This is a genomic window from Sphingomonas sp. NBWT7 (assembly GCF_014217605.1).
Lineage (GTDB): Bacteria > Pseudomonadota > Alphaproteobacteria > Sphingomonadales > Sphingomonadaceae > Sphingomonas.
In genome coordinates this window covers 2,962,846-2,983,298 of sequence record NZ_CP043639.1, presented here as the reverse complement: position 1 = coordinate 2,983,298, position 20,453 = coordinate 2,962,846, and the positions used below count along the sequence as shown (strand labels likewise).

General features: G+C 64.8%; 16 protein-coding genes. 13 read left to right on the top strand and 3 right to left on the bottom strand.

Features of this window, described 5'->3' with window-relative positions:
- The first annotated feature begins 1 nt into the window (after window position 1).
- Window positions 2-919, top strand: a complete 918-nt coding sequence (locus F1C10_RS14410) for a hypothetical protein (RefSeq protein WP_185207204.1) — start codon at window positions 2-4, stop codon at window positions 917-919.
- Here the strand turns inward: F1C10_RS14410 and F1C10_RS14405 are convergent.
- Complete coding sequence (locus F1C10_RS14405; protein ID WP_258042945.1) at window positions 916-2,049, bottom strand: serine hydrolase; 1,134 nt, start codon at window positions 2,047-2,049, stop codon at window positions 916-918. The two genes, F1C10_RS14410 and F1C10_RS14405, sit on opposite strands and share 4 nt — an antisense overlap.
- A gap of 336 nt (window positions 2,050-2,385) precedes the next feature.
- Between F1C10_RS14405 and F1C10_RS14400 the strand changes: the two genes are divergently transcribed.
- The 9 genes from F1C10_RS14400 (at window position 2,386) to F1C10_RS14360 (ending at window position 16,796) form a co-directional block, all read left to right on the top strand.
- Window positions 2,386-4,137 (top strand): chloride channel protein, encoded by a 1,752-nt coding sequence (locus F1C10_RS14400; protein ID WP_185207202.1) that lies wholly within the window; start codon window positions 2,386-2,388, stop codon window positions 4,135-4,137.
- Between the two features lie 316 nt (window positions 4,138-4,453).
- A complete protein-coding gene (locus tag F1C10_RS14395) occupies window positions 4,454-5,536 on the top strand; it encodes a catalase family protein (protein ID WP_185207200.1) in 1,083 nt (360 codons plus the stop codon).
- Window positions 5,537-5,701: 165 nt separating this feature from the next.
- The gene (locus F1C10_RS14390; RefSeq protein WP_185207198.1) at window positions 5,702-7,774 is read left to right on the top strand and encodes a catalase; all 2,073 of its coding nucleotides are present in this window, start codon (window positions 5,702-5,704) and stop codon (window positions 7,772-7,774) included.
- Window positions 7,775-8,285: 511 nt separating this feature from the next.
- Complete coding sequence (locus tag F1C10_RS14385) at window positions 8,286-10,637, top strand: TonB-dependent receptor (protein ID WP_185207196.1); 2,352 nt, start codon at window positions 8,286-8,288, stop codon at window positions 10,635-10,637.
- Window positions 10,638-10,640: 3 nt separating this feature from the next.
- Window positions 10,641-11,951 carry an MFS transporter gene (locus tag F1C10_RS14380; protein ID WP_219729761.1) on the top strand — a complete coding sequence of 437 codons (1,311 nt, stop codon included), beginning with the start codon at window positions 10,641-10,643 and terminating at the stop codon, window positions 11,949-11,951.
- Complete coding sequence (locus tag F1C10_RS14375; protein ID WP_185207194.1) at window positions 11,948-13,564, top strand: carboxylesterase/lipase family protein; 1,617 nt, start codon at window positions 11,948-11,950, stop codon at window positions 13,562-13,564. The genes F1C10_RS14380 and F1C10_RS14375 overlap by 4 nt, the downstream gene beginning before the upstream one ends.
- Complete coding sequence (locus F1C10_RS14370) at window positions 13,561-15,129, top strand: AMP-binding protein (protein ID WP_185207192.1); 1,569 nt, start codon at window positions 13,561-13,563, stop codon at window positions 15,127-15,129. The genes F1C10_RS14375 and F1C10_RS14370 overlap by 4 nt, the downstream gene beginning before the upstream one ends.
- Window positions 15,130-15,169: 40 nt before the next feature.
- Window positions 15,170-15,856, top strand: a complete 687-nt coding sequence (locus F1C10_RS14365) for a TetR/AcrR family transcriptional regulator (protein ID WP_185207190.1) — start codon at window positions 15,170-15,172, stop codon at window positions 15,854-15,856.
- A 49-nt stretch (window positions 15,857-15,905) separates the two neighbouring features.
- Entirely contained in the window at window positions 15,906-16,796 is an 891-nt protein-coding gene (locus F1C10_RS14360; RefSeq protein ID WP_185207188.1) for an SDR family NAD(P)-dependent oxidoreductase, read from the top strand.
- A gap of 81 nt (window positions 16,797-16,877) precedes the next feature.
- Here the strand turns inward: F1C10_RS14360 and F1C10_RS16755 are convergent, their stop codons facing one another.
- Window positions 16,878-17,024: a hypothetical protein gene (locus tag F1C10_RS16755; protein WP_258042944.1), complete on the bottom strand. Its 147-nt coding sequence runs from the start codon at window positions 17,022-17,024 to the stop codon at window positions 16,878-16,880.
- Here F1C10_RS16755 and F1C10_RS16925 point away from each other — a divergent pair.
- The 3 genes from F1C10_RS16925 (at window position 16,959) to F1C10_RS14345 (ending at window position 19,382) form a co-directional block, all read left to right on the top strand.
- Window positions 16,959-17,096, top strand: a complete 138-nt coding sequence (locus F1C10_RS16925) for a diguanylate cyclase domain-containing protein (RefSeq protein ID WP_374939385.1) — start codon at window positions 16,959-16,961, stop codon at window positions 17,094-17,096. The two genes, F1C10_RS16755 and F1C10_RS16925, sit on opposite strands and share 66 nt — an antisense overlap.
- Before the next feature lie 102 nt (window positions 17,097-17,198).
- Window positions 17,199-17,450 (top strand): hypothetical protein, encoded by a 252-nt coding sequence (locus tag F1C10_RS14350; RefSeq protein ID WP_185207184.1) that lies wholly within the window; start codon window positions 17,199-17,201, stop codon window positions 17,448-17,450.
- A 9-nt stretch (window positions 17,451-17,459) separates the two neighbouring features.
- Complete coding sequence (locus tag F1C10_RS14345; RefSeq protein WP_185207182.1) at window positions 17,460-19,382, top strand: BCCT family transporter; 1,923 nt, start codon at window positions 17,460-17,462, stop codon at window positions 19,380-19,382.
- 292 nt (window positions 19,383-19,674) lie between these two features.
- On the opposite strand, the gene F1C10_RS14340 is transcribed toward F1C10_RS14345, so the two are convergent.
- The gene (locus tag F1C10_RS14340; RefSeq protein ID WP_185207180.1) at window positions 19,675-20,451 is read right to left on the bottom strand and encodes an alpha/beta fold hydrolase; all 777 of its coding nucleotides are present in this window, start codon (window positions 20,449-20,451) and stop codon (window positions 19,675-19,677) included.
- Window positions 20,452-20,453 lie beyond the last annotated feature (2 nt).

The following is a 20,453-nucleotide window of genomic DNA, read 5'->3' as shown; positions in this document are numbered from 1 at the left end:
CATGAATGAGCCCAACTTGCGGAACAGTCGGCTCGCCCTGGCCGGTGGTTTGGCGATCGCCGTGGTTGTCGGCGGCGCCGGTTTCTTGGTCGGGCGCGGCACGTCGCCGCGGGAGATCGAACCGGCCGCAACGCCCGTTGCAACGCCACCTGCCGTTGCCCAACCGACGCCGTCGCTGCCCGACCCGCGCGATATCATAAAAACGCGCGCCGATCTGATCGCGCTGGCATCGCAGGCGGCAGATGCGTTTGCTTCAGGCCGCCCGCTGCCGGGGGCTACTGCCGATCTGGCGGGCCAGCGGTTCGAACTACGACTGCCCTTCGGATGCCGCGGACCATCCGATGCGGGCAGCGATAGTGCGATGCGCTGGCGCTACGATGACGACGCCAAGGCGCTGCGCGTGCATGTGTCCCCCGTGGTCTGGAGCAGCGACGACCTGCGCACGTCGACCGATGGATCGGCGAGCGATGCCATGGCGGAGGGCTTCTGGATTCCACGACCATGGACGGCCAGCGAAACCTGCCCGCCCGCCCAAGACAGTATCGCCCCAACCGGAACAGATGCGGTCACGTTGCCAGGGCAAACAGTGGCGATCGCACAGTTCTCGGATAGCGCCGGCCAACGTCTACGCGACGGCAAGCCTTACGAAAGCGTGGTTCGCGCGGCCCCGGACGAAGCGCCGGGCAACCAAGGTCTGCAGCTTCGCCTTCGTGGTCGGATCGGCGGAACAGCCGATAGATCCCCCGTCTCGTGCCGACAGCCCGCCGGCCCCGAACAGCGCCCGATCTGCATCATCGCCGTCACGTTCGACGATGTGGCGATCGACAATCCCCAAACCGGCAAGACGCTGGCCACCTGGGGCGGTGATCGGGCAAACCTACCCGATCGATCGCCCACCGACCGCGCCACGGTGAACTAACCTTCGCTCGAGGCGATCACGGCGCGCGTCACGTCGCCCATCAGGCGCATTCGCACCGGAATGCGCTGGCGCGTGCTCGCGATCATCACCGCCAGGGCATAACGGTGCCCGTCCGGTGCGACGAGCAATCCGACGTCATTGTATCCGGTCGACAAGCTGCCGAGATCCTGTCCTGTCCCGGTCTTATGGGCGAGCGTCCAACCCGGGCGCAGCCCGGACTTCAGACGTAAGGGGCCGGTCTTGCTCGACCGCATCAATGTCAGCAATGCCGCGGTCGATCGGGCGCTCAACAATCTACCCTGCGCCAGCAGCGATAGTCCGAGCGTCACGCCGTTGGCGGATGCGCCGTCGATCGGGGCCTCGAGATAGCGACGCAGCGCCTTGTCGCGCGCGTCATATGTCATTGCCGCCCGGGCTTGCAGGAAACCCCAGCCGCCGGCCCATTCGGGGCGCCATTCGAGCCCGGCGGTACGCGCCTGCAATTGCCGCTCGCCGGGACCGAAGCGAACGCCGACGATACCCTTGTCGCCCAGCATCCGATTGATCGCTGCGGGGCCGCCGACACGCCACAAAAGCACATCGTTGGCGGTATTGTCGCTGCGCGTCATCGCGCCATGCAGCAAGCCGTCGATCGTCGTCGCGTAACCGCCCTTGCCCACCAGCGCGCGGATCGGCTGGTGAAAGACGGTGAGATCGGCGCGGGTGACCGTCACCCGATCAGTGAGGGACAATCGCTTCCGGTCGACCGCATTCATGACCCCGATCGCGACCCACAATTTGCTGACGCTCTGCTGCGGCCGGGGGGTATCGCCCTCCCAGGCGACAACCCAGCCTTCGTCGATGTCGCGAACGCTGATGCCGACCTGGCCGTCGAAGCCTGCGCCCAGCGCCTGGACAGCGTTGAGCAAAGCAGCAGACGGCTGCGGCTGCGCGTTCGCCGGCGTGGGCGGCGATCGAACGGGTGTCGTCGTCTGGACGGTAATCGGTACGGCGGCTGGTGGCAGAGGTTGACGTCCCGCCGGAACACAGCCGGCCATAGCAAACAAACCGGCGACGATAGCGAGACGACGATACAGCAAATCAAATGGCAATGCGGCTTCCCTTTTCAGGTCTTGTAGCCGCCTTGCCAAGAAGCGGAACGCGCGCGCGACATCTTGAACGCGCGCCGAACCCGGCTCGCCGCACGAATAGTCCCGAACGCATGTCGATCGGCCGATCCTATCAAGATGGATAGCCCGGGCGAGCGCTTGTCGCTAACAGATACCATGCGACGTTCCCGCTCTTTCCAGGCGGCGCCTTTGATCGTCATATCCCGCCCGGCGTGCCTGATCGCTGGCGTTCGGGCGGCGTTGGGGGCGGGCGCCGTCTTACTCTGGCCGTGCAGCAGGACGATGTCGTGACGGTATCAGCGCTACTCTTCTGGAATGGCACCCAAAGCGCGATCCGCCGTGCGGGGTGGTGCTAGAATGACGCTGAACATCGCGGCTATTCGCGTCGCGGCGTTATGGCTGCGCCAGAAAGTGCGTGCCAGCGAAGCATTCCTGATCCTGCTGGCGCTCGTAATCGGCGGCGCTGCCGGACTATTGAGCGTGGTTCAAGGCGCCATCGCCCGGACCATACAGCATCTGCTCTTCGCATTGCCAAGCGGACAGCGGTTGAGCGGGACGCCGGCAATCCCGTTGTCGGCGCTTCTGGCATTGCCCGTCGGCGGCGCCGTCTTGGCGCTCTTCTCTTACGCCGTCCGGGCGCGAACCCGAAAGATGGTCGATGCGGTGGAGGCCAACGCCCTGCACGGCGGCCGCATGTCGCGGAGCGACAGTCTCGTCATCTCGGGCCAGACGATCATCTCGAACGGCTTCGGCGCGTCGGTGGGCCTGGAAGCCGCCTACGCCCAACTCGGTGGGCTGATCTCGTCGATCGTGGGCGGATGGATCAAATTGAGGCGCGCCGACCTTCGCGTCCTCGTTGGCGCCGGTGCCGGCGCTGCGATTGCGGGCGCGTTCGGCGCCCCGCTGGCGGGTGCGTTTTACGCGTTCGAAATCGTCATCGGTGCATATACACCCGCCGCGATCGCGCCCGTCGCGGCGGCAGCGCTATCGGGCGTGCTCGTCGCCCAGGCGTTCGGCGCGCAACCTTATATTGTCGACGCGACGGTCGGCGAGCAGGTGCAGACGCATCATTACGTGATCTACGCCGGGCTGGGCGCGATCGCGGCGGCAATCGCCATCCTGCTGATGCGCGCGGTGGCGAGCGTCGAGGCGGGAAGCCGCCGTTTGCCTGTTCGCACTTCGTTGCGGCCGATCGTCGGGGGCGCGCTGCTCGTCCCCTTGGCCTGGATGACGCCGCAGGTCCTGTCGGCAGGTCACGGTGCCCTCCACATCGATCTGGAATACGGCGTGCCGCTGACGATCCTGGCGGCCGTGCTCGTTCTGAAGAGCGTGGCGTCGATCGTATCGCTTGCTTTCGGCTTCAGAGGCGGGCTCTTCTTCGCGTCGCTATTCCTGGGCAGTCTGTTGGGGCAATTGTATGCCGGCGGACTAAGCTGGCTCGCAGGCCACTCATTGATCGATCCCACCAACGCCGCGCTGGTAGGGATGGCGGCGCTGGCCGTCGCGGTCGTCGGCGGTCCGATGACGATGGCGATGCTGGTGCTGGAGGCGACACACGACTTCTCGCTGGCCGGCGCGACCATCGCTGCCGGGTTGGTATCGTCGACGATCGTCCGCGAGACGTTCGGCTATTCCTTCTCGACGTGGCGGCTTCATCTGCGCGGCGAGACGATCAAAAGCGCGCGCGATGTGGGTTGGGTCCGCACGCTGACCGCCGGACGAATGATGCGAAAGGTGGAGCGGGCGACGCCTGCCCGTATCACCGTTGCCGAGTTTCGACGGCTTTTCCCGTTGGGATCGACGAGCCGGGTGGTGGTGGTCGACGATCAGGATCGTTACGCCGGGATCGTGCAAACCGCCGCCGCCTTCGCGGAGGGTGTTTCGCCGACAGAGGCGGTCGGAACGCTGGCGATCCACAGGGAACAGGTTCTGGAGCCTGACGCCGGCATCAAGGCCGTGATGACTGCTTTCGATGCGGCCGGCGCAGACGAAATGGCGATCGTCGCCGTCAACGGCGACGTTCTTGGCATCCTGTCGGAATCCTATGTTCGGCGGCGTTATGCGGAGGAACTCGACAAGTCCCAGCGCGAAATGTTTCGCGAGGATTGATCGCCGATACGATAATCGCGCGCTGCCCCGGCATCGAAAGCATCGGTCACGATCCGCGCCGTTCCAGACAATAAGCGCGCGAAACCTTGTCGCAAGACGTCAGCGCTCACCGCATCGGAAGTGGTCGACGATACCGGTCAGAAGTATTTTTCGGATATCGCCGGCGGAATTCTTAGGCCTGGTCGGATCACCGGCGGCGCGAAGCAGGCGAACTATTTTGCGGTCGCGCGTTGAACACGGCATTCGGTCGGCCTGTCGTGAGGCGCCGAGCCCGACGGCGGCAAGTAACCGCCCCCTGCCTTAAGGAGTATTGATCATGGCCAAGACACCCGTTCGTTACTCCGCCGACGTAGAGGACGTGAAACCAGACGAAACCGAGACGATCGCAGCGCTCAACCAGACGTTCGACAGGATCCTGGAGAGGACCGCAGACGATTACGGTCACGCCGTACGATCGGTACATGCAAAGGCGCACGGCTTCTTGGAAGGGACGCTGACCGTCCACGCTGATCTTCCACCCGAGCTGGCCCAAGGTCTTTTCATCACGCCGGGCGAGCACAAGGTGATCATGCGCTTCTCGACCAATGCCGGCGACATTCTGCCGGACACGATCAGCCTACCGCGTGGGGTGGCGCTAAAGGTCCTGGACGTCGATGGCGAACGCCTGCCGGATGCGGAGGGGCGGACGCAGGATTTCATCATGGTCAATGGCCCGGTCTTCCAGAGCAAGACGGCGGACAAGTTTCTCGGCAATCTGAAACTGCTCGCCGGCACCACCGACAAGCTGGAGGGAACCAAGGAAATATTGTCGAAGGCACTGCGCGGCGTGAACACGGTGCTGAGCACGGTGGGCATCGAAAGCACGAAGGTGCAGACGCTGGGCGGGGCGCCCAACTCCGATCCGCTCGGCGAGACTTACTACAGCGTCACGCCGTTCCGCTACGGCGAATATATCGCGAAGTTCGCGCTCTTTCCCGTTTCAAAGGATCTGACCGATCAGACCGATACGACGATCGATGCCAGTCACCGTCCTGACGCCCTTCGCGAGGTGATCAGGTCAGAAGCTCGGGTACTCGAGATGGAATGGGAGCTGCGGGTTCAGCTCTGCCGTGATCTCGACGCCCAACCGATCGAAGATCCGACGGTCGAATGGGATCAGGACGACACCCCCTTTCAGCCGGTGGCGACCGTTCGAGCGGCGAGGCAGGACAGTCTGAGCGAGGATAAATTCCAGCAGATCGACGAGCAGATGCGCTTCTCGATCTGGACCGGGCTCGTTGCGCACCGCCCACTGGGCAACATCAACCGGGCACGGAAAGAGACCTACCGCCACTCCGCCGACTTCCGCGCACGTGTAAACGGCTGCCCCTATCACGAGCCTTCCGGCGCTCCCTTCTGACCGAAGGCGCCCCTCAGCGTAAGCGCCGCATATGATGCCGGATTCGCTTCAGCGCGCTGAAGCGAACTTATCGGCCAATCATCTTATAAGACATCAGCAGGTGGGACCTTCGGCTGCCTGCTTCGTTTTGCTGACGAGCCACGTCTGGCCACGAAGGAACTGTGCATGAGCGACATGACCACCGCCACCGGCAACGGCGGCGAGACCCATCAGCGGGCGACGGGTGATGCACCTGTGCTGACGACCAACCACGGCGTGCCGATTGGCGACAACCAGAATAGCCTGAAGTCCGGCGCGCGGGGACCCACGCTGCTGGAGGATTTTGTCCTGCGCGAGAAAATCTTCCACTTCGATCACGAACGGATCCCAGAGCGCATCGTGCACGCTCGCGGGTCCGGCGCGCACGGTGTCTTCGAGGCAACCGACGATATCAGTGACCTGTCAAAGGCGGCAGTCTTCACCAAGGGCGAGCAGACCGAGGTATTTGTCCGTTTCTCGACCGTCGCCGGCGGTGCGGGCTCGGTAGACACGCCGCGCGACGTGCGCGGCTTCGCCGTGAAATTCTACACGCGCGAGGGCAATTGGGACCTGGTCGGCAACAACATCCCCGTGTTCTTCATTCAGGACGCGATCAAGTTTCCCGATCTCGTCCATTCGGTGAAGATGGAAGCCGATCGTGCCTATCCGCAGGCGGGAAGCGCACACGATACCTTCTGGGATTGGGCGAGCCTGATGCCGGAGACGACCCACATGCTGATGTGGGCGATGTCGGATCGCACCTTGCCCCGCTCGTTCCGCACGATGGAAGGGTTTGGCGTCCACACCTTCAAGCTGGTCAATGCGGACGGTAAGGCGAGCTTCGTCAAGTTTCACTGGAAGCCACGTCTCGGCCTGCAATCGACGATCTGGGACGAAGCATTGAAGCTTCAGGCCGCCGACAACGACTATCAGCGCCGCGATCTTTGGGAAGCGATCGACACCGGCGCTTTTCCGCAATGGGATCTTGGCATTCAGGTGTTCGATCAGGCATTTGCCGACGCGCAGCCTTATGATGTGTTGGACGCGACCAAGCTGATCCCGGAGGACGATGTGCCGGTGCGGATCATCGGCACGCTGACGCTCAATCGCAACCCAGACAACTTCTTCGCCGAGACGGAGCAGGTCGCGTTCCTGCCGACCAACGTGGTGCCGGGTATCGACTTCTCGAACGATCCGCTGCTGCAGGGTCGGCTGTTCAGCTACCTCGATACGCAGAACTCTCGATTGGGCACGACGAACTTCCATCAGATCCCGATCAACGCGCCGCGATGCCCGTTCGGCAACTTCCAGCGCGATGGCAAAATGCAGACGCACGTGCCGAAGGGCCGCGCGAACTACGAGCCCAACAGCCTCGCCGCTCACGGTGAGGACGGCGGCCCGCGCGAGAGCGTCGAGCGCGGCTTCGCGACGGTGAATGCTGCTACCGGTCCGGACGAACAGGGTGACAAGCTACGTGTCCGTGCGGAATTGTTCGCGGATCATTACAGCCAGGCGCGGCTTTTCTATCGATCGCAAACCAAGAGCGAGCAGGCGCACATCGCCTCGTCGTTCGTGTTCGAGCTGTCGAAGGTCGGCGTGCTCGAACAGGTCCCGCCGCGCATGGTTGCCAACCTTCGCAACGTCGACGACGATCTGGCAAAGCGCGTGGCCGATGGCTTGGGTATCGATCTGCCGCCGAAAGCAGCGGCGGCACGCGACCCGGTCGATATGGCGCCTTCCGATGCCCTGTCGATCCACAAGAATATGAAGGACACGCTGGAAGGCCGCAGCGTCGGTATCTTGTATGCCGACGGCAGCGACGGCGCAGCGATCGACGCGGTGATCGCTGCCGTCGAAGCAGCGAACGGCAAGGCCGTACTGGTCGCGCCGAAGGTCGGCGGCGCGACGCTGGCCGACGGATCGAAGCGAAAGGCGGACGGCCAGCTCGCCGGCTCGCCTAGCCAGATCTTCGACGCCATCGCAGTGGTGCTGTCCGACGAAGGATGCGCAGCATTGCTGAAGGAAGCGGCCGCCGTTCAATTCGTGATGGATGCCTTCGGCCATCTCAAGGCGATCGGAGCCAGCGCTGCCGCACAGGCATTGCTAGACAAGGCCGGGGTCGAGCCGGACGAGGGGGTGACCGAATTGGGCGACGCCTTCGTCGCGGCGGCCAGCCGGCGCTTCTACGCGCGGGAAGTCGGCGTTCGCACCTTGGCGTGACGAGAATGGCGAGCCGGCATACCGCCGGCTCGCCTCCGCCGTCGTTTTTTATGCCATGTCGGATGACGGCCCGGCCCCACAGCCAGTCGTCGCGTGGCGCGTGACAGCGCGCGTACGCGATTCGCTCAGCGGCGATACCACAGGGGCTGGGCCCTGCTGGCTGTACGATCGTGCGTCCGAAGATCGTCAAGCCCTTACGATGGTCGCTTCGCGTCGAATCAACGCCGTGGCCGAAGCGAGAGCCGTCTCTCCGCGCATCCAGTCGACATTCGTGCTCGTCGGTTCACGCACCTCGTCAATCGTGCGGCATTGCGCGTGCCCTTAGCGCCGAACACCGACCGAAACGTTGGAAAGCCGAAGGCTTCTCTGTGACCCGTACCGGCTCTCTCCGCCAAACCAAAGCACCTCACAATGTTCACACGCTTGAGAGTGAGTGTTGACAGCGGCCTCAATCGTCGGCATCCATCGGACCATAAGTTGACATTCGATCAATTGGTTCAGGGAGAGGCACATGAAGGCCAGTCTGCTCGCGTCCGTTGCGGCGGCGACGCTATTTACGAGTCTGCCGGCGCTGGCACAGGATGCTGCGATTTCGGATGAGACCGCTACCGATCGAAATAGCCCGGTGGACGCGTCGCCCGGGTCGGACGATATCTACGTCACGGCCACCCGCCGTACCGAGCGCATCCAGGATGTGCCGATCAGCGTCAGCGCCTTCCAGCAGGAAGAGCTGACCGAAAAGGGTATCGTTGGTTTCGAAGGTATCGCGCGTGAGACGCCGGGGGTGATCCTCAACCGCCCGACGCAGAACTTCAACAATTTCACGGCGCGCGGCATCGCCACGAACGGCTACAACGCCAACCTGCAAAGCTCGGTGGCGGTCTATATCGACGAACTGCCTGTCTCGACGATCGGCAACACCACCGTCGTCGATCCGAACCTCTTCGACGTCGAGCGGGTCGAATTCCTGCGCGGGCCGCAGGGCACCTTGTTCGGCTCCGGCTCGCTCTCGGGCGCTATGCGCATTCTGACCAAAAGCCCCGACCTCAACGATTTCGATGTCTCGGCGCTGGTTGATCTCGGCCTCACCGGTTCGAACAGCCTGCGCCAGCGCTACAACCTCATGCTCAACGTGCCGGTGGTGAACGACAAGCTCGCGATCCGGGCGGTCGGCTTCTATCGCCACGAGGAGGGCTATCTCGACAACGTCGGCACCGGCGTGCGCAACTCAAACACGCTGGTCGACTATGGAGGGCGTCTGGTTGCCTTGTGGAAGCCAACCGACCGCCTCTCGGTCCGCCTGCTCGGCAGCTACGAGAACAGCGATCCGAAGGATTCTTCACTCACCAGCCCATCGCTGGGGCGGGAAAAGCGTATCTCCGACCAGCCGGACCGCTTCACCGGCGAACAGATCATCGCCAACGCGACGATCGACTATGAATTCGACTTCGGGCGGTTGACCAGCTCATCGACCTATTCGGACTTCCGCCAGCGGTTCTATCTCGATCTTGCCGGTACCTTCCCACCCGGCAGCTTCGCAGGGGCGCCGATCGCCTTTGGGCTCGACGCCGACGGGTACGACAAGGTGTTCGTACAGGAAACGCGACTGACCTCTTCGCTCGACGGCCCGTTGCAATTCGTGCTCGGCGGCTTTTACCTGCATCGCCGCCGCGACGTGGACTTCCTCTATCGCTCCAATCCCGCGTTCCTGGCAGCCCGCAACATGACCGGGCTGCCCGACCAATATTACCAGAAGCAATACACGCATCAGATCGGCGAAGAGCTCGCCGGCTTCGGCGAGCTCACCTATAAATTCTCCGATCGTTTCTGGCTGACCGGCGGCGTCCGCTACGGCCGGATCACCGCGCAGGGCTTCACCGAGGCTGGCGGCTATCTCGCCAGTGCTCCGACGTTTTTCGGCCTGAACTATCTTCAGGCCGCACTCGCCGGCCTCCGCGGACCGACCGGTGCGTACCTGCCGGTCAACTTTACGCAATTCACGCCATACACGGCCGTCACCGGGATTAAGGCCAAGGGATCCAAGCCGCAGTGGAAGGCAAGCGCCTCGTTCCGCCCGACCGAGACGGTAACGACCTATGCCACCTTCTCCACCGGTTTCCGCGCGCCGATCGTCAACGCTTTCGCCGGGCGCGGAAGCGTGGTGAACAGCGCCGATATCATCATCCCGAACGGCGCGTCGTCGGACAATCTCAACAGTTACGAAATCGGCGCGAAGGGTCGCTGGCTCGACGGCCGGGTGACGATCAACGTCGCCGCCTACCTTATCGATTGGAGCAACATCCAGGCGCAGGCCAATCGCGTCTCGGACTCGGTACAATTCGCCACCAACATCGGGGCGGCACGCAGCAAGGGGTTCGAAGTCGAGATGGGGGTGATCCCCGCCACCGATGTCTTCATCGGCCTGAATGCCGCGTATAACGACAGCAAGATCACCGAGCTGACAGCGGCGGAAGCGGCGATCTCGGGCGCGGTGCTTGGCCATCGCCTGTCCGCGCCGCGATTGCAGGGCGCGATCTATACCTCGCTGGGGTTCGATCTGGGTGCGGAGGCGAAGGGCACTTTTGCAGTGAATGCGCAATATGTCGGGTCGTACAACAGTTCCTTCCCCAACACGCCGGGCAATCCGAACCTGCGCCTCTCGACGTTCGGGGAGACCGACGAATATGTGAACGTCAACCTGAATCTAGGCGTCAAGAAGGGCGCGTGGACGGGCGCGCTTTATGTCGAGAACGTGTTCGACGATCATTCGGTGGTCTACATCCATCCCGAAGCGTTTCTCGTCAGCCGGTTCGGCACGTTGCGACCGCGCACGATCGGCATCCGCATCGGTTACGGGATCTGAGGCGTGAGCGTCGCCGCCACCGCCCCGCCCGCTACGACCGCCCCGCCCGCTGTCGATGCCGCGCCGGCCCGGCCGGGGCTGGTGCTGGCGACGCTGACCTTCGTCTACGTCCTCAATTTCCTCGATCGCCAGCTGATCGGCATCGTGGCCAAGCCGATCCAGGATTCGCTCGGCGTCACCGACGGGCAACTCGGGCTGATCGGCGGGCTCTACTTCGCAATGTTCTATTGCTTCATCGCGATCCCCGTCGGCTGGCTTGCCGATCGCACCAACCGCGTGACCGTGCTGTCGCTCGCCTGCGCGATCTGGAGCGGCGCGACGGTCGCCTGCGGGCTGGCGGCGAACTATACCCAGCTGGTCGCTGCCCGCATGACGGTCGGTTTCGGTGAGGCGGGCGGCGTCCCGCCCTCCTATGCGATCATCACCGACATCTATCCGCCCGGCCGGCGCGCCGCGGCGTTCGGCATCTTCAATCTCGGGCCGGCGGTGGGCGCGGCGATCGGCGTCGCGTTCGGCGCGGCGATTGCCCAGCGGTTCGGCTGGCGGATGCCGTTCATCGTGATCGGTGCGATCGGGGTCGTCACCGCCCTGCTGCTGCGGCTATTCATGCGCGAACCGGTACGCGGCGCGACCGACGTCGGCGGCGCTGCATCCGAACCGACGCAGGCAGCCTTCTGGTCGACGGTTCGGATATTCCTGACGCACCCGGTACTGATGCTCGCCGCACTCGGCAGCGGGGCGACGCAGTTCGTCACCTACGGCATGGGCAATTTCGCCGTCCTGTTCCTGATGCGAGAGAAGCAGATGGTACTCGGCCAGATTGCGATCTGGTACGCGCTCGTCCTCGCACTCGGCATGGGTGGCGGCATGATCATATCGGGCCGCGTGATCGATCGGATGACGCGTGCCTCGCGCGCCGGCTACGCCACCGCGCCGGCGCTGTCGCTAGCGGTCGCGATGCCCTTCTACCTTGGCTTCGTCTGGGCACCGTCCTGGCCGCTCGCGCTGGTGCTGCTGTCCGTGGTGATGGTCTTCAACTATTTCTACCTCTCGGCAAGCGTCGCGCTGGTGCAGGACGAGGTCTTGCCAAACCAGCGCGTGCTGTCGGGTGCGCTTCTGCTGCTCATCATGAACTTCATCGGGCTGGGGCTCGGGCCGACCTGGGTCGGTCAGGCAAGCGATTGGTTCAAGGCACATGGCGATCCGCACGCGCTTCAGACCGCGCTCTACACGCTAACGCCCTTCTATCTCGTCGCGATCGCGCTGTTTCTCGCGCTCGCCCGCCTGCTCCACCGCGAGGAGACCCGCGCATGAAGATCCTTGCCGCCGCCATCGCCGCGTTGCTCGCCACGCCCGCGATCGCCGAACCAGTGCGGGTCGACGCGCCGGCCGGTTCGATCGAGGGCGCGACGCAGGGCAGCCTCCGCGTCTTCAAGGGTATCCCCTATGCCCAGCCGCCCGTCGGCGCGCGCCGTTGGCAGCCGCCTGCCGACCTTCCGCTCCGGCCGATGCCCTATCAGGCGACGTCCTACGGCCCCGCATGCGTCCAGCCCCAGGTGCTCGGCGTGATCTACGAGAATCCGCCCGAACGGATGAGCGAGGATTGCCTGACACTCAACGTCTGGGCGCCGCGGGGCGCGAAGGACTTGCCGGTAATCGTCTGGATCCACGGGGGCGCGCTCGTCACCGGCTACAGCAACGAGGGCATCTACGACGGTGCGAAGCTTGCGGCGCGCGGTGCGATCGTGGTGTCGGTCAACTATCGCCTCGGCGTGCTCGGCTATCTCGCACATCCCGCGCTGAGCGCGGAATCCCCGGACGGCGTTTCGGGAAATTACGGCCTGCTCGATCAGATCGCCGCGCTGCGGTGGGTGAAGCGCAACATCGCCGCATTCGGGGGCGATCCCGCCAACGTCACGATTGCGGGCGAATCCGCCGGCGCGCTGAGCGTCATGTATCTGATGGCGAGCCCGCTCGCGCGCGGCCTGTTCGCCAAGGCGATCGCACAGAGCGCCTATATGGTGACGACGCCCGAGCTGAAGCAGGCCCGTCATGGCCTCCCCGCCGCCGAACGCGCCGGAGAAAAGCTGATGGCCGATCTTGGCGCGGCGGACCTTGTCAGTCTGCGCGCAATGGACGCCGGCTTGCTGACGCGTCAGGCAACGGCAAAACGATATGCGGTATCGGGCACGATCGACGGCCGGACGCTTCCACGTCAGCTGGTCGATACCTGGGATCGCGGTGAACAGGCCAAGGTGCCGGTGCTAGCCGGTTTCAACGCCGGTGAAATCCGCTCGCTGCGCGCGCTGGCACCCGCTGCGCCCGCCAGCGCGGCTGCGTATGAGGCGACGATCCGCGAACGCTACGGCGACCTCGCCGATCCCTTCCTGCGCCTTTATCCATCAGGCGATGTCGCGGAGTCGGTCCTCGCCACCACGCGCGACGCGCTCTACGGCTGGACGTCGCAGCGGGTGGCGATCGGGCAGACGGCGCTTGGCCAGCCGGGCTATCTCTACCTCTTCGATCATGGCTATCCGGCCGCCGACGAGAACGGCCTCCATGCCTTTCACGCCGCCGAGCTGCCGTATGTGTTCGGCACCTTGGACAACACGCCGCGATTGTGGCCGAAGATCCCCGACAATGTCACCGAGCGCCGGCTTGCCACCGCGATGGGCGACTATTGGCTGTCCTTTGCGCGCACCGGCACCCCTGCCGCGAAGGGCCAGCCCGCCTGGGCCGCTTATGGCACGGCGGCGAACGCAATGGTCTTCGCCGATGAACCGCGCCCGGCAACGCGCATCCGTCCCGGCATGTTCGCGCTGCACGAAGCGGCAATGTGTCGCCGCCGGGCGGCGGGCGATCAGCCGTGGAACTGGAATACCGGGGTTGCCTCGCCGGTCCTCGCGAAAGTGGCGGGTTGCCGATGATCGACGGAGCGATGCAGGATTTTCCGCTGACGCTGGACAAGTTCCTGACCCACGCTGCCAAATGGCATCCGCAGGCCGAAGTCGTCACCGCCCACGACGGCGGCCTCGCGCGGATCGGTTATGCCGCGCTGCACGATCGCGCGCGCGCCGTCTCAGGTGTGCTCGCCGACTTGGGCGTCACCACCGGCAGCCGCGTCGCGACACTCGCGTGGAATAGCCAGGCGCACGTCGAGGCGTGGTACGCGATCATGGGCATGGGGGCGGTTTGCCACACGCTCAATCCCCGGCTCACCGCGGCGCAACTCGCCGCGATGGCGGTGCAATCACAGGCCAAACTGCTTGTCGCCAGCGCCGATCTGCTGCCACTCGCCCGCCGCGTTGCCGAACGCGCCACCGGCATCGCGCGTATCCTGGTAATCGACGGTATGGCGGAGCAAGACGCGACGGCAACCGCGCTCGAACCGCTCCTCTCGGCCGCACCGCGCGACATTGCCTGGGGCGATTTTCCGGAGACCGCACCGAGCGGGCTCTGCTTCACGTCGGGCACTACCGGTGCCCCGAAGGGGGTAACCTACACGCACCGATCGAGCTTTCTGCATACGCTGCGCACGCTGCAGGCCGACGTCATGGCGATCTCGGCGCGCGATGCGGTGCTCACCGTCGTGCCGATGTTCCACGCCAACGCCTGGGGGCTGCCATTCGCCGTTCCGGCCGCGGGCGGCCGCCTCGTCCTGCCCGGCCGCCATACCGACGGCGCGAGCCTTGCGCGGCTGATACGGGCGGCGGAGGTGACGGTGGGGGTAGGCGTACCTACCGTTTGGCTTGGCCTGCTCGAGCATCTGGACGCGACCGGCGAGACGCTGCCGACACTCCGGCGCCTGATCGTCGGCGGCGCGCCGATGCCGCCTGCACTGATGGCACGGCTCGAAGCGCGCCTTGGCGTCGCGGTACAAACCAGTTGGGGAATGACCGAACTCTCACCTTCGGGTACCGTCGCCCCACCCGCTGATCCTGCGCGCCGCGCCGACGTATCGGGCAAGCCGGCGATCGGGGTCGACCTTCTCCTTACCGATGCCGATGGCATAGCACTGGCCGAGCAGCGCGATGTGGAGGGGCATCTGCGCGTGCGCGGCGCGGCGGTGGTCGAGCGTTATTTCGGGCAGGACGCGCCAGCCACCGACGGTAACGGCTGGTTTGCCACCGGCGATCTCGCGCGGATCGATCGCGCCGGCAATCTCATCATCACCGGCCGGGCGAAGGACCTTATCAAATCGGGCGGCGAGTGGATCAACCCCGCCGAGATCGAGGGCATCGTCGGCGCACTTCCGGCCGTCGCACAGGCTGCGGTGATCGGCCGCAGCGACGTCAAATGGGGCGAGCGGCCGATCCTGTTGGTCGAATTGCGCGAACCCGCCCTCACCGACGCCGACCTGCTCGCGCCGCTGCACGGCCGTGTCGCGCCGTGGTGGGTACCCGACGCGGTCGTCCGCCTACCCGCCATGCCGCTCGCCCCGACCGGCAAGATCGACAAGATTCGCTTGCGGGCTGAATATGGAGACGCTTGACAGGATCGGCGGCCGCGCCGCGCCACAAGCAAGGACCAGCATGACCGCCCCGGAGAAAACCGCGACGCGCCGACGCGCCACCAAGGCCGAACAGCGCGCCGAGATGATCGAACAGATCCTCGACGAGGCGGAATATCTTTTCTCGCAACACGGCTTGCACGGCGTCACGCTCAAGGATGTCGCGAAGCGCGTCGGCGCGCACCACACGCTGATGAACTATTACTTCAGCGACAAGAAAGCGCTGTTCGACGCCGTCTTCGCACGCCGCGCGATTGTTACCAGCGAAAAACGGATGGAGGCGCTTGCCGCCTACGAATGCGAGGCCGGCGATGCGCCGACCGTCGAAGGCGCCTTGCACGCGTTCCTCGATACCGATCTCGATCTGTACATTCACGGCGGCGAGGGCTGGAAGAATTACGGGGCGCTCGGTGCCCTCGTCGCCAACACCCCCGAATGGGGCGCCGAATTGATGGACGAGCACTTCGATCCGGTTGTCCACCGCCTCGTCGCGATCCTGAAGCGCGCCTTGCCGCATTGCGCGGAGGCGGACATCTACTGGGGATATCACTTCGTCACCGGCGCGCTGATGGTCACGCTCGCCCGCACTGGCCGGATCGATAAGCTTTCCGACGGACTGTGCCGATCGGACGATTTCAACGCCGTGAAGCTGCGCATGGCCGCCTTCATGGCCGCCGGTTTCCGCCAGATTTGCGGAAGTTCGCGCTGAATTCTTTCGTCCTTCGCCCTGAATTGCCTCTTAGCAGCGAGTTACCATCATGAGCGATCTTCCCCTTCACGGCCGTGTCGCCATCGTCACCGGCGCGGGCGGCGGGCTCGGGCGCTGTCACGCGCGCTATCTCGCCTCGAAAGGGGCGAACGTCGTCGTCAACGATCTTGGGCGCGACGCTGCGGCGGGCGTCGCGGCGGAAATTGCTGCGGCAGGCGGGCGGACCTCGGCAATCGCGGGCTCGGTTACCGACGAGGATGCGGTCGCCACACTCGTCGCCGAAACGATGGATCGCTGGGGGCGGATCGACATCCTGGTCAACAATGCCGGGATCCTGCGCGATAAGAGCTTCGCCAAGATGTCGATTGCCGACTTCCGCCTCGTCCTCGACGTTCACCTGATGGGGGCGGCGATCTGCAGCAAGGCGGTGTGGGAGGTGATGCGCGCGCAGAACCACGGTCGCATCGTCATGACCACGTCGTCCTCCGGGCTCTACGGCAATTTCGGACAGGCGAACTACGGTGCAGCGAAGATGGCGCTCGTCGGGCTGATGCAGACGCTGGCGATCGAGGGCGAGAAATACGGCATCCGCGTTAATTGTCTCGCCCCCACCGCCTCCACCCAGATGACGCAGGGCGTGCTGGCGGACGAAAGCCTCGCGGCGCTCGACCCCGTGTTGGTCAGCCCCGGCCTCCTCGCGCTGGTCGGTGACGACGCACCGTCGCGCGCAATCCTGTGTGCGGGCGCCGGCCATTTCGCGCGCGCCAACGTAACTCTGACCGAGGGCCGCTACATCGGCGGCGACGCCAACGCTGGCGAATTGCTGATCGCGCGCTGGGATGAAGTGTCCGATCGTACCGGCGAGACTATCCCGACTTATGGGTTCATGCAGGCGGAACGAGAAGTCGCCAGCGCCGAACGGCAGCGCAGTCTCGCTTGACGATGGGAAGGCATTCGCGCCTCAACCTGTAAGGGAACCGGAACCGACCTTAGGGCAGCGACGGAAACGTTGACCGGCGCGTTAAACCGTCGTGAATTCAACCGCGCGCTCACCTAGTTGGTCGCGCAATTGGGCGAACCCCTGTGCTGCATCGCCGTCGATATTGGCCGGTTCAAAGGTATCGATGATCGGTGGAGTCATCAATTCGGCGATACGGTCCTTCAGCACCTAGCGGACGTGCTGCGCGCCCATACGCGCCCGGTGCTTTGCTGGCACGATTGGGCGGGGACGAGTTCGTGATCATCCCGCGCGTCGGAATAAACGACACCGCGGAAGCTTCTGGGCGCGTCTTCAAAGCGCATTGCGCCAGACGCCAATTTCACCGGCAGATACGAAAAACTGATGCTCACCGTCAGCTGCGACATAGCACCCAACCTCGCCGGTGAACGGTTCGAGGACATCGCCGAACGCGCCGTCCGGGCGCTGTACGAGGCGAAGAACGGCGGCAGGAATACCTTTCGCGCGGCATGGGTCTCAACCAAAGCAACTCGACGATCGTCCAGAAAGGTGGCGACGGACGGGCGATCCGCCGGGTTGATAGCCGCGAAAGCGACAACCGCCCGCCTGATCGCCATCGCGTCTGACCGGTGCTAACCCCTGCTTATGAAGAGTGAGATCAATCCCCGGGTATTCTGGGGCGCATCCGGCGTCATCGCGCTGCTACTGACGACGACGCTCGCGATGCCGGGGACCGCCGACGCGGCCCTCAAGGCGGCGCAGGACTGGGCGATAGATACGTTCGGCTGGTTCTACATTTCTGCGGTGGCGATATTCCTGGTCGTCGTACTGGTGCTCGGCTTCGGCCCGGCGGGAAAGCTGAAACTCGGGCCGGACGATGCCGAGCCGGACTTCCCCTATCTATCCTGGCTGGCGATGCTGTTCGCCGCGGGAATGGGCATTGGCCTTATGTATTTCGCGGTGGCCGAGCCCATCCAGCATTATATCTCACCCCCGGAAGCACAAAGCGGCACGATCCTCGCCGCGCGCGAGGCGATGGCGATCACCTTTCACCATTACGGCGTCCACGCTTGGGCGATCTACGCGCTGGTCGGCTTGAGCCTGGCATATTTCACCTATCGCAGGGGCATGCCGCTGACGCTGCGTTCCGGGCTTTCGCCTATCCTGGGCAAACGGATCGATGGACCGCTGGGCGACGCGATCGACATCTTCGCCGTGTGCGGCACCGTATTCGGCGTATCGACCTCGCTAGGCTTCGGGGTGTCGCAGATGACGGCGGGGCTCGCCTACGAATATGGCGTGCCTGATACGATCGTGGTCAAGATCGTCGTGATCGTGCTCGTGATGGGCGCGGCGACACTGTCGGTGCTGAGCGGTGCCGATCGTGGTATCCGGCGACTGTCGGAGCTGAACCTGACGGTGGCCATACTGCTGATGCTGTTCGTCATGGCGGTGGGTCCGACGCTCTTCCTGTTGCGCGCGCTGGTGCAGAATTTCGGTCTGTATCTCGATCACTTCGTGATGCGGACCTTTACCCTGTACGCCTACGAACCGCGCGCGTGGATGGCGGACTGGACGCTGTTCTACTGGGCGTGGTGGATCGCGTGGTCGCCGTTCGTGGGGATGTTCATCGCGCGGATCTCGCGCGGGCGGACGATCCGGGAATTCGTGGTCGGCGTATTGTTCGTGCCGACGGCCTTCACCTTCCTGTGGATGACCATCTTCGGCAATACCGCTATTTCGCTCGATCTCGGCGTGGCGAACGGCGGGATCGCCAATGCGGTACAGGCGAACCTGTCAACGGCCTTGTTCAAATTTCTGGAATATCTGCCGGCGGCGGGGGCCACCTCGACGCTTGCGATCGTGCTGGTGGGCATCTTCTTCATCACTTCGGCCGATTCCGGCGCGCTGGTGATCGACACGCTGGCATCGGGCGGCGCGGACGATACGCCGCGCTGGCAGCGCATGTATTGGTGCGTGCTGCTCGGCGTAACTGCGACCCTTCTGCTCGTCGCGGGCGGACTGGGCGCGCTGCAATCGGCAACGCTGCTCGCGGCGCTGCCGTTCTGCTTCATCATGCTGCTCCTGGCAGTCGGCCTCATCCGCCAGACCAACGCCGATCTTGCCGGCGTTACCTTGTCCGGCGACATGGCGTCCGTCGGCGAACGGATCAAACGGCTGCTGGTCCCGGCAAGCCGTACCGAGATCGAGCAGCAGATCGCCCGCAACGGGGAACCGGCGCTGCAATCGGTGCAGGAAGCGATGGAAAAGGAAGGCTGGATCGCAAGCAAAGTGCTCAGCGGCGAGGGATCGGTGTCACTCACCATCTCCGCGACCGGCTATCGCCCCTTCGTCTACCGCCTGACGCCGCGGTCGCGGCCGTTGGCGGCCTATACCGCGCTGGAAGCACCGGAAGGCCGCCGCCGGCTAGCCTGGCTGCTCGCCGCCGAGGTGGACGGGGAGCGGGGCTTTCGCGATCTGACCGGCTTCACGATTGCGCAAATCGCCAACGACATACTCAAGCAGCTAGAGCGATGGCGCGTTTCCGACACGAGGGTCGACGGTTAAGAAGATCGCGATGTCGACGCTGCGGGTCGGGCGTGGAAGCAGTCGGGTTTGGCCGATACCCAGTTTTGATGGAGCAAACATCAGGTTCGACCGCGGCCATATCACACGGCGCAAAGCGGTCGATACCGGCGCTCATACGGTCGTGCCCCGTTATGCAGACCACGGAACGCTGTGCGACTGGGGCTGCCCGCGCGCTTTGCCGGAAGCGCGCGCATTACCTCGATAGCGACCCGCAGCTACGGCCTGCGCGATCGGGCGGCGTCGTCGCGATGCTTCCGTAACGCCGCCCGCCTCATGCGTCTGCGCGCGTGTCACCCCGCCCGCGCTGGAATGCCTGCCGGATCACATCGGCCACCTCGGCCGGCTTTTCATAGGGTAACAGATGCGCTGCGCCAGGGATGACTTCGATCGATCCGTGCGCAAAGTGCGGCAGGTTCAACCGCCGCTGGTTCGGTTCACCCAGGTCGCCATCTTCCGCCCCGGCGACAATCGTGGTGGGGACGTCGAGTACGCCCACGCGATCGCGCCAATCCTCGCGGGATCCGTTCTCGAGCCAGTCGATCCACGCGACGGGCGTGGTCCGCTCGACATCCTCGATCGCTTGTGCTCGTCGGTCGTCGGCCAAAGGTCCGGCGATGTTGTCTGTGACGAAGGCGGCGGCGTCACGCGGACTCGCCTTGCCGCACGCGAACCATCGGATCATCTCGGCGCGCCGCGCCTCATCCATCGGTTCGGGCGCCGGCGGTGAGGCGGCAAGCAGGACGAGCGCCCGCAAATCGCGGAGAACGCGCGCGCCGGTAGCCGCGCGGGCGGCAAGAAGCGTCGCGAACTTCCCGCCCATGCTGTGCCCGACAAGGATCGTCGGCGCTTCTGGCTGGCTGCCGAGGTAATCGATAAGCCAGTCGAGCGTCGCCTGGACGCCGGCCCGCGCCCCGGCCGCGTTGTTGCCGAAACCCGGCAGGTCCGGCGCGAGGCATATCACATCGGAACCGAGATGCCGCACGACGTCCTGCCAGGATCGCCCGCTCGCCCCGAGCGCGTGGAGCATCACCACCGTCCCGCGACTCATCG

What these genes read in the sequence shown, in the direction of transcription:
- F1C10_RS14410 (WP_185207204.1), top strand. Translation starts at nt 2, where the DNA reads ATGAATGAGCCCAACTTGCGGAACAGTCGGCTCGCCCTGGCCGGTGGT.
- F1C10_RS14400 (WP_185207202.1), top strand. Translation starts at nt 2,386, where the DNA reads ATGACGCTGAACATCGCGGCTATTCGCGTCGCGGCGTTATGGCTGCGC.
- F1C10_RS14395 (WP_185207200.1), top strand. Translation starts at nt 4,454, where the DNA reads ATGGCCAAGACACCCGTTCGTTACTCCGCCGACGTAGAGGACGTGAAA.
- F1C10_RS14390 (WP_185207198.1), top strand. Translation starts at nt 5,702, where the DNA reads ATGAGCGACATGACCACCGCCACCGGCAACGGCGGCGAGACCCATCAG.
- F1C10_RS14385 (WP_185207196.1), top strand. Translation starts at nt 8,286, where the DNA reads ATGAAGGCCAGTCTGCTCGCGTCCGTTGCGGCGGCGACGCTATTTACG.
- F1C10_RS14375 (WP_185207194.1), top strand. Translation starts at nt 11,948, where the DNA reads ATGAAGATCCTTGCCGCCGCCATCGCCGCGTTGCTCGCCACGCCCGCG.
- F1C10_RS14370 (WP_185207192.1), top strand. Translation starts at nt 13,561, where the DNA reads ATGATCGACGGAGCGATGCAGGATTTTCCGCTGACGCTGGACAAGTTC.
- F1C10_RS14365 (WP_185207190.1), top strand. Translation starts at nt 15,170, where the DNA reads ATGACCGCCCCGGAGAAAACCGCGACGCGCCGACGCGCCACCAAGGCC.
- F1C10_RS14360 (WP_185207188.1), top strand. Translation starts at nt 15,906, where the DNA reads ATGAGCGATCTTCCCCTTCACGGCCGTGTCGCCATCGTCACCGGCGCG.
- F1C10_RS14350 (WP_185207184.1), top strand. Translation starts at nt 17,199, where the DNA reads ATGCTCACCGTCAGCTGCGACATAGCACCCAACCTCGCCGGTGAACGG.
- F1C10_RS14345 (WP_185207182.1), top strand. Translation starts at nt 17,460, where the DNA reads ATGAAGAGTGAGATCAATCCCCGGGTATTCTGGGGCGCATCCGGCGTC.
- F1C10_RS14340 (WP_185207180.1), bottom strand. Translation starts at nt 20,451, where the DNA reads ATGAGTCGCGGGACGGTGGTGATGCTCCACGCGCTCGGGGCGAGCGGG.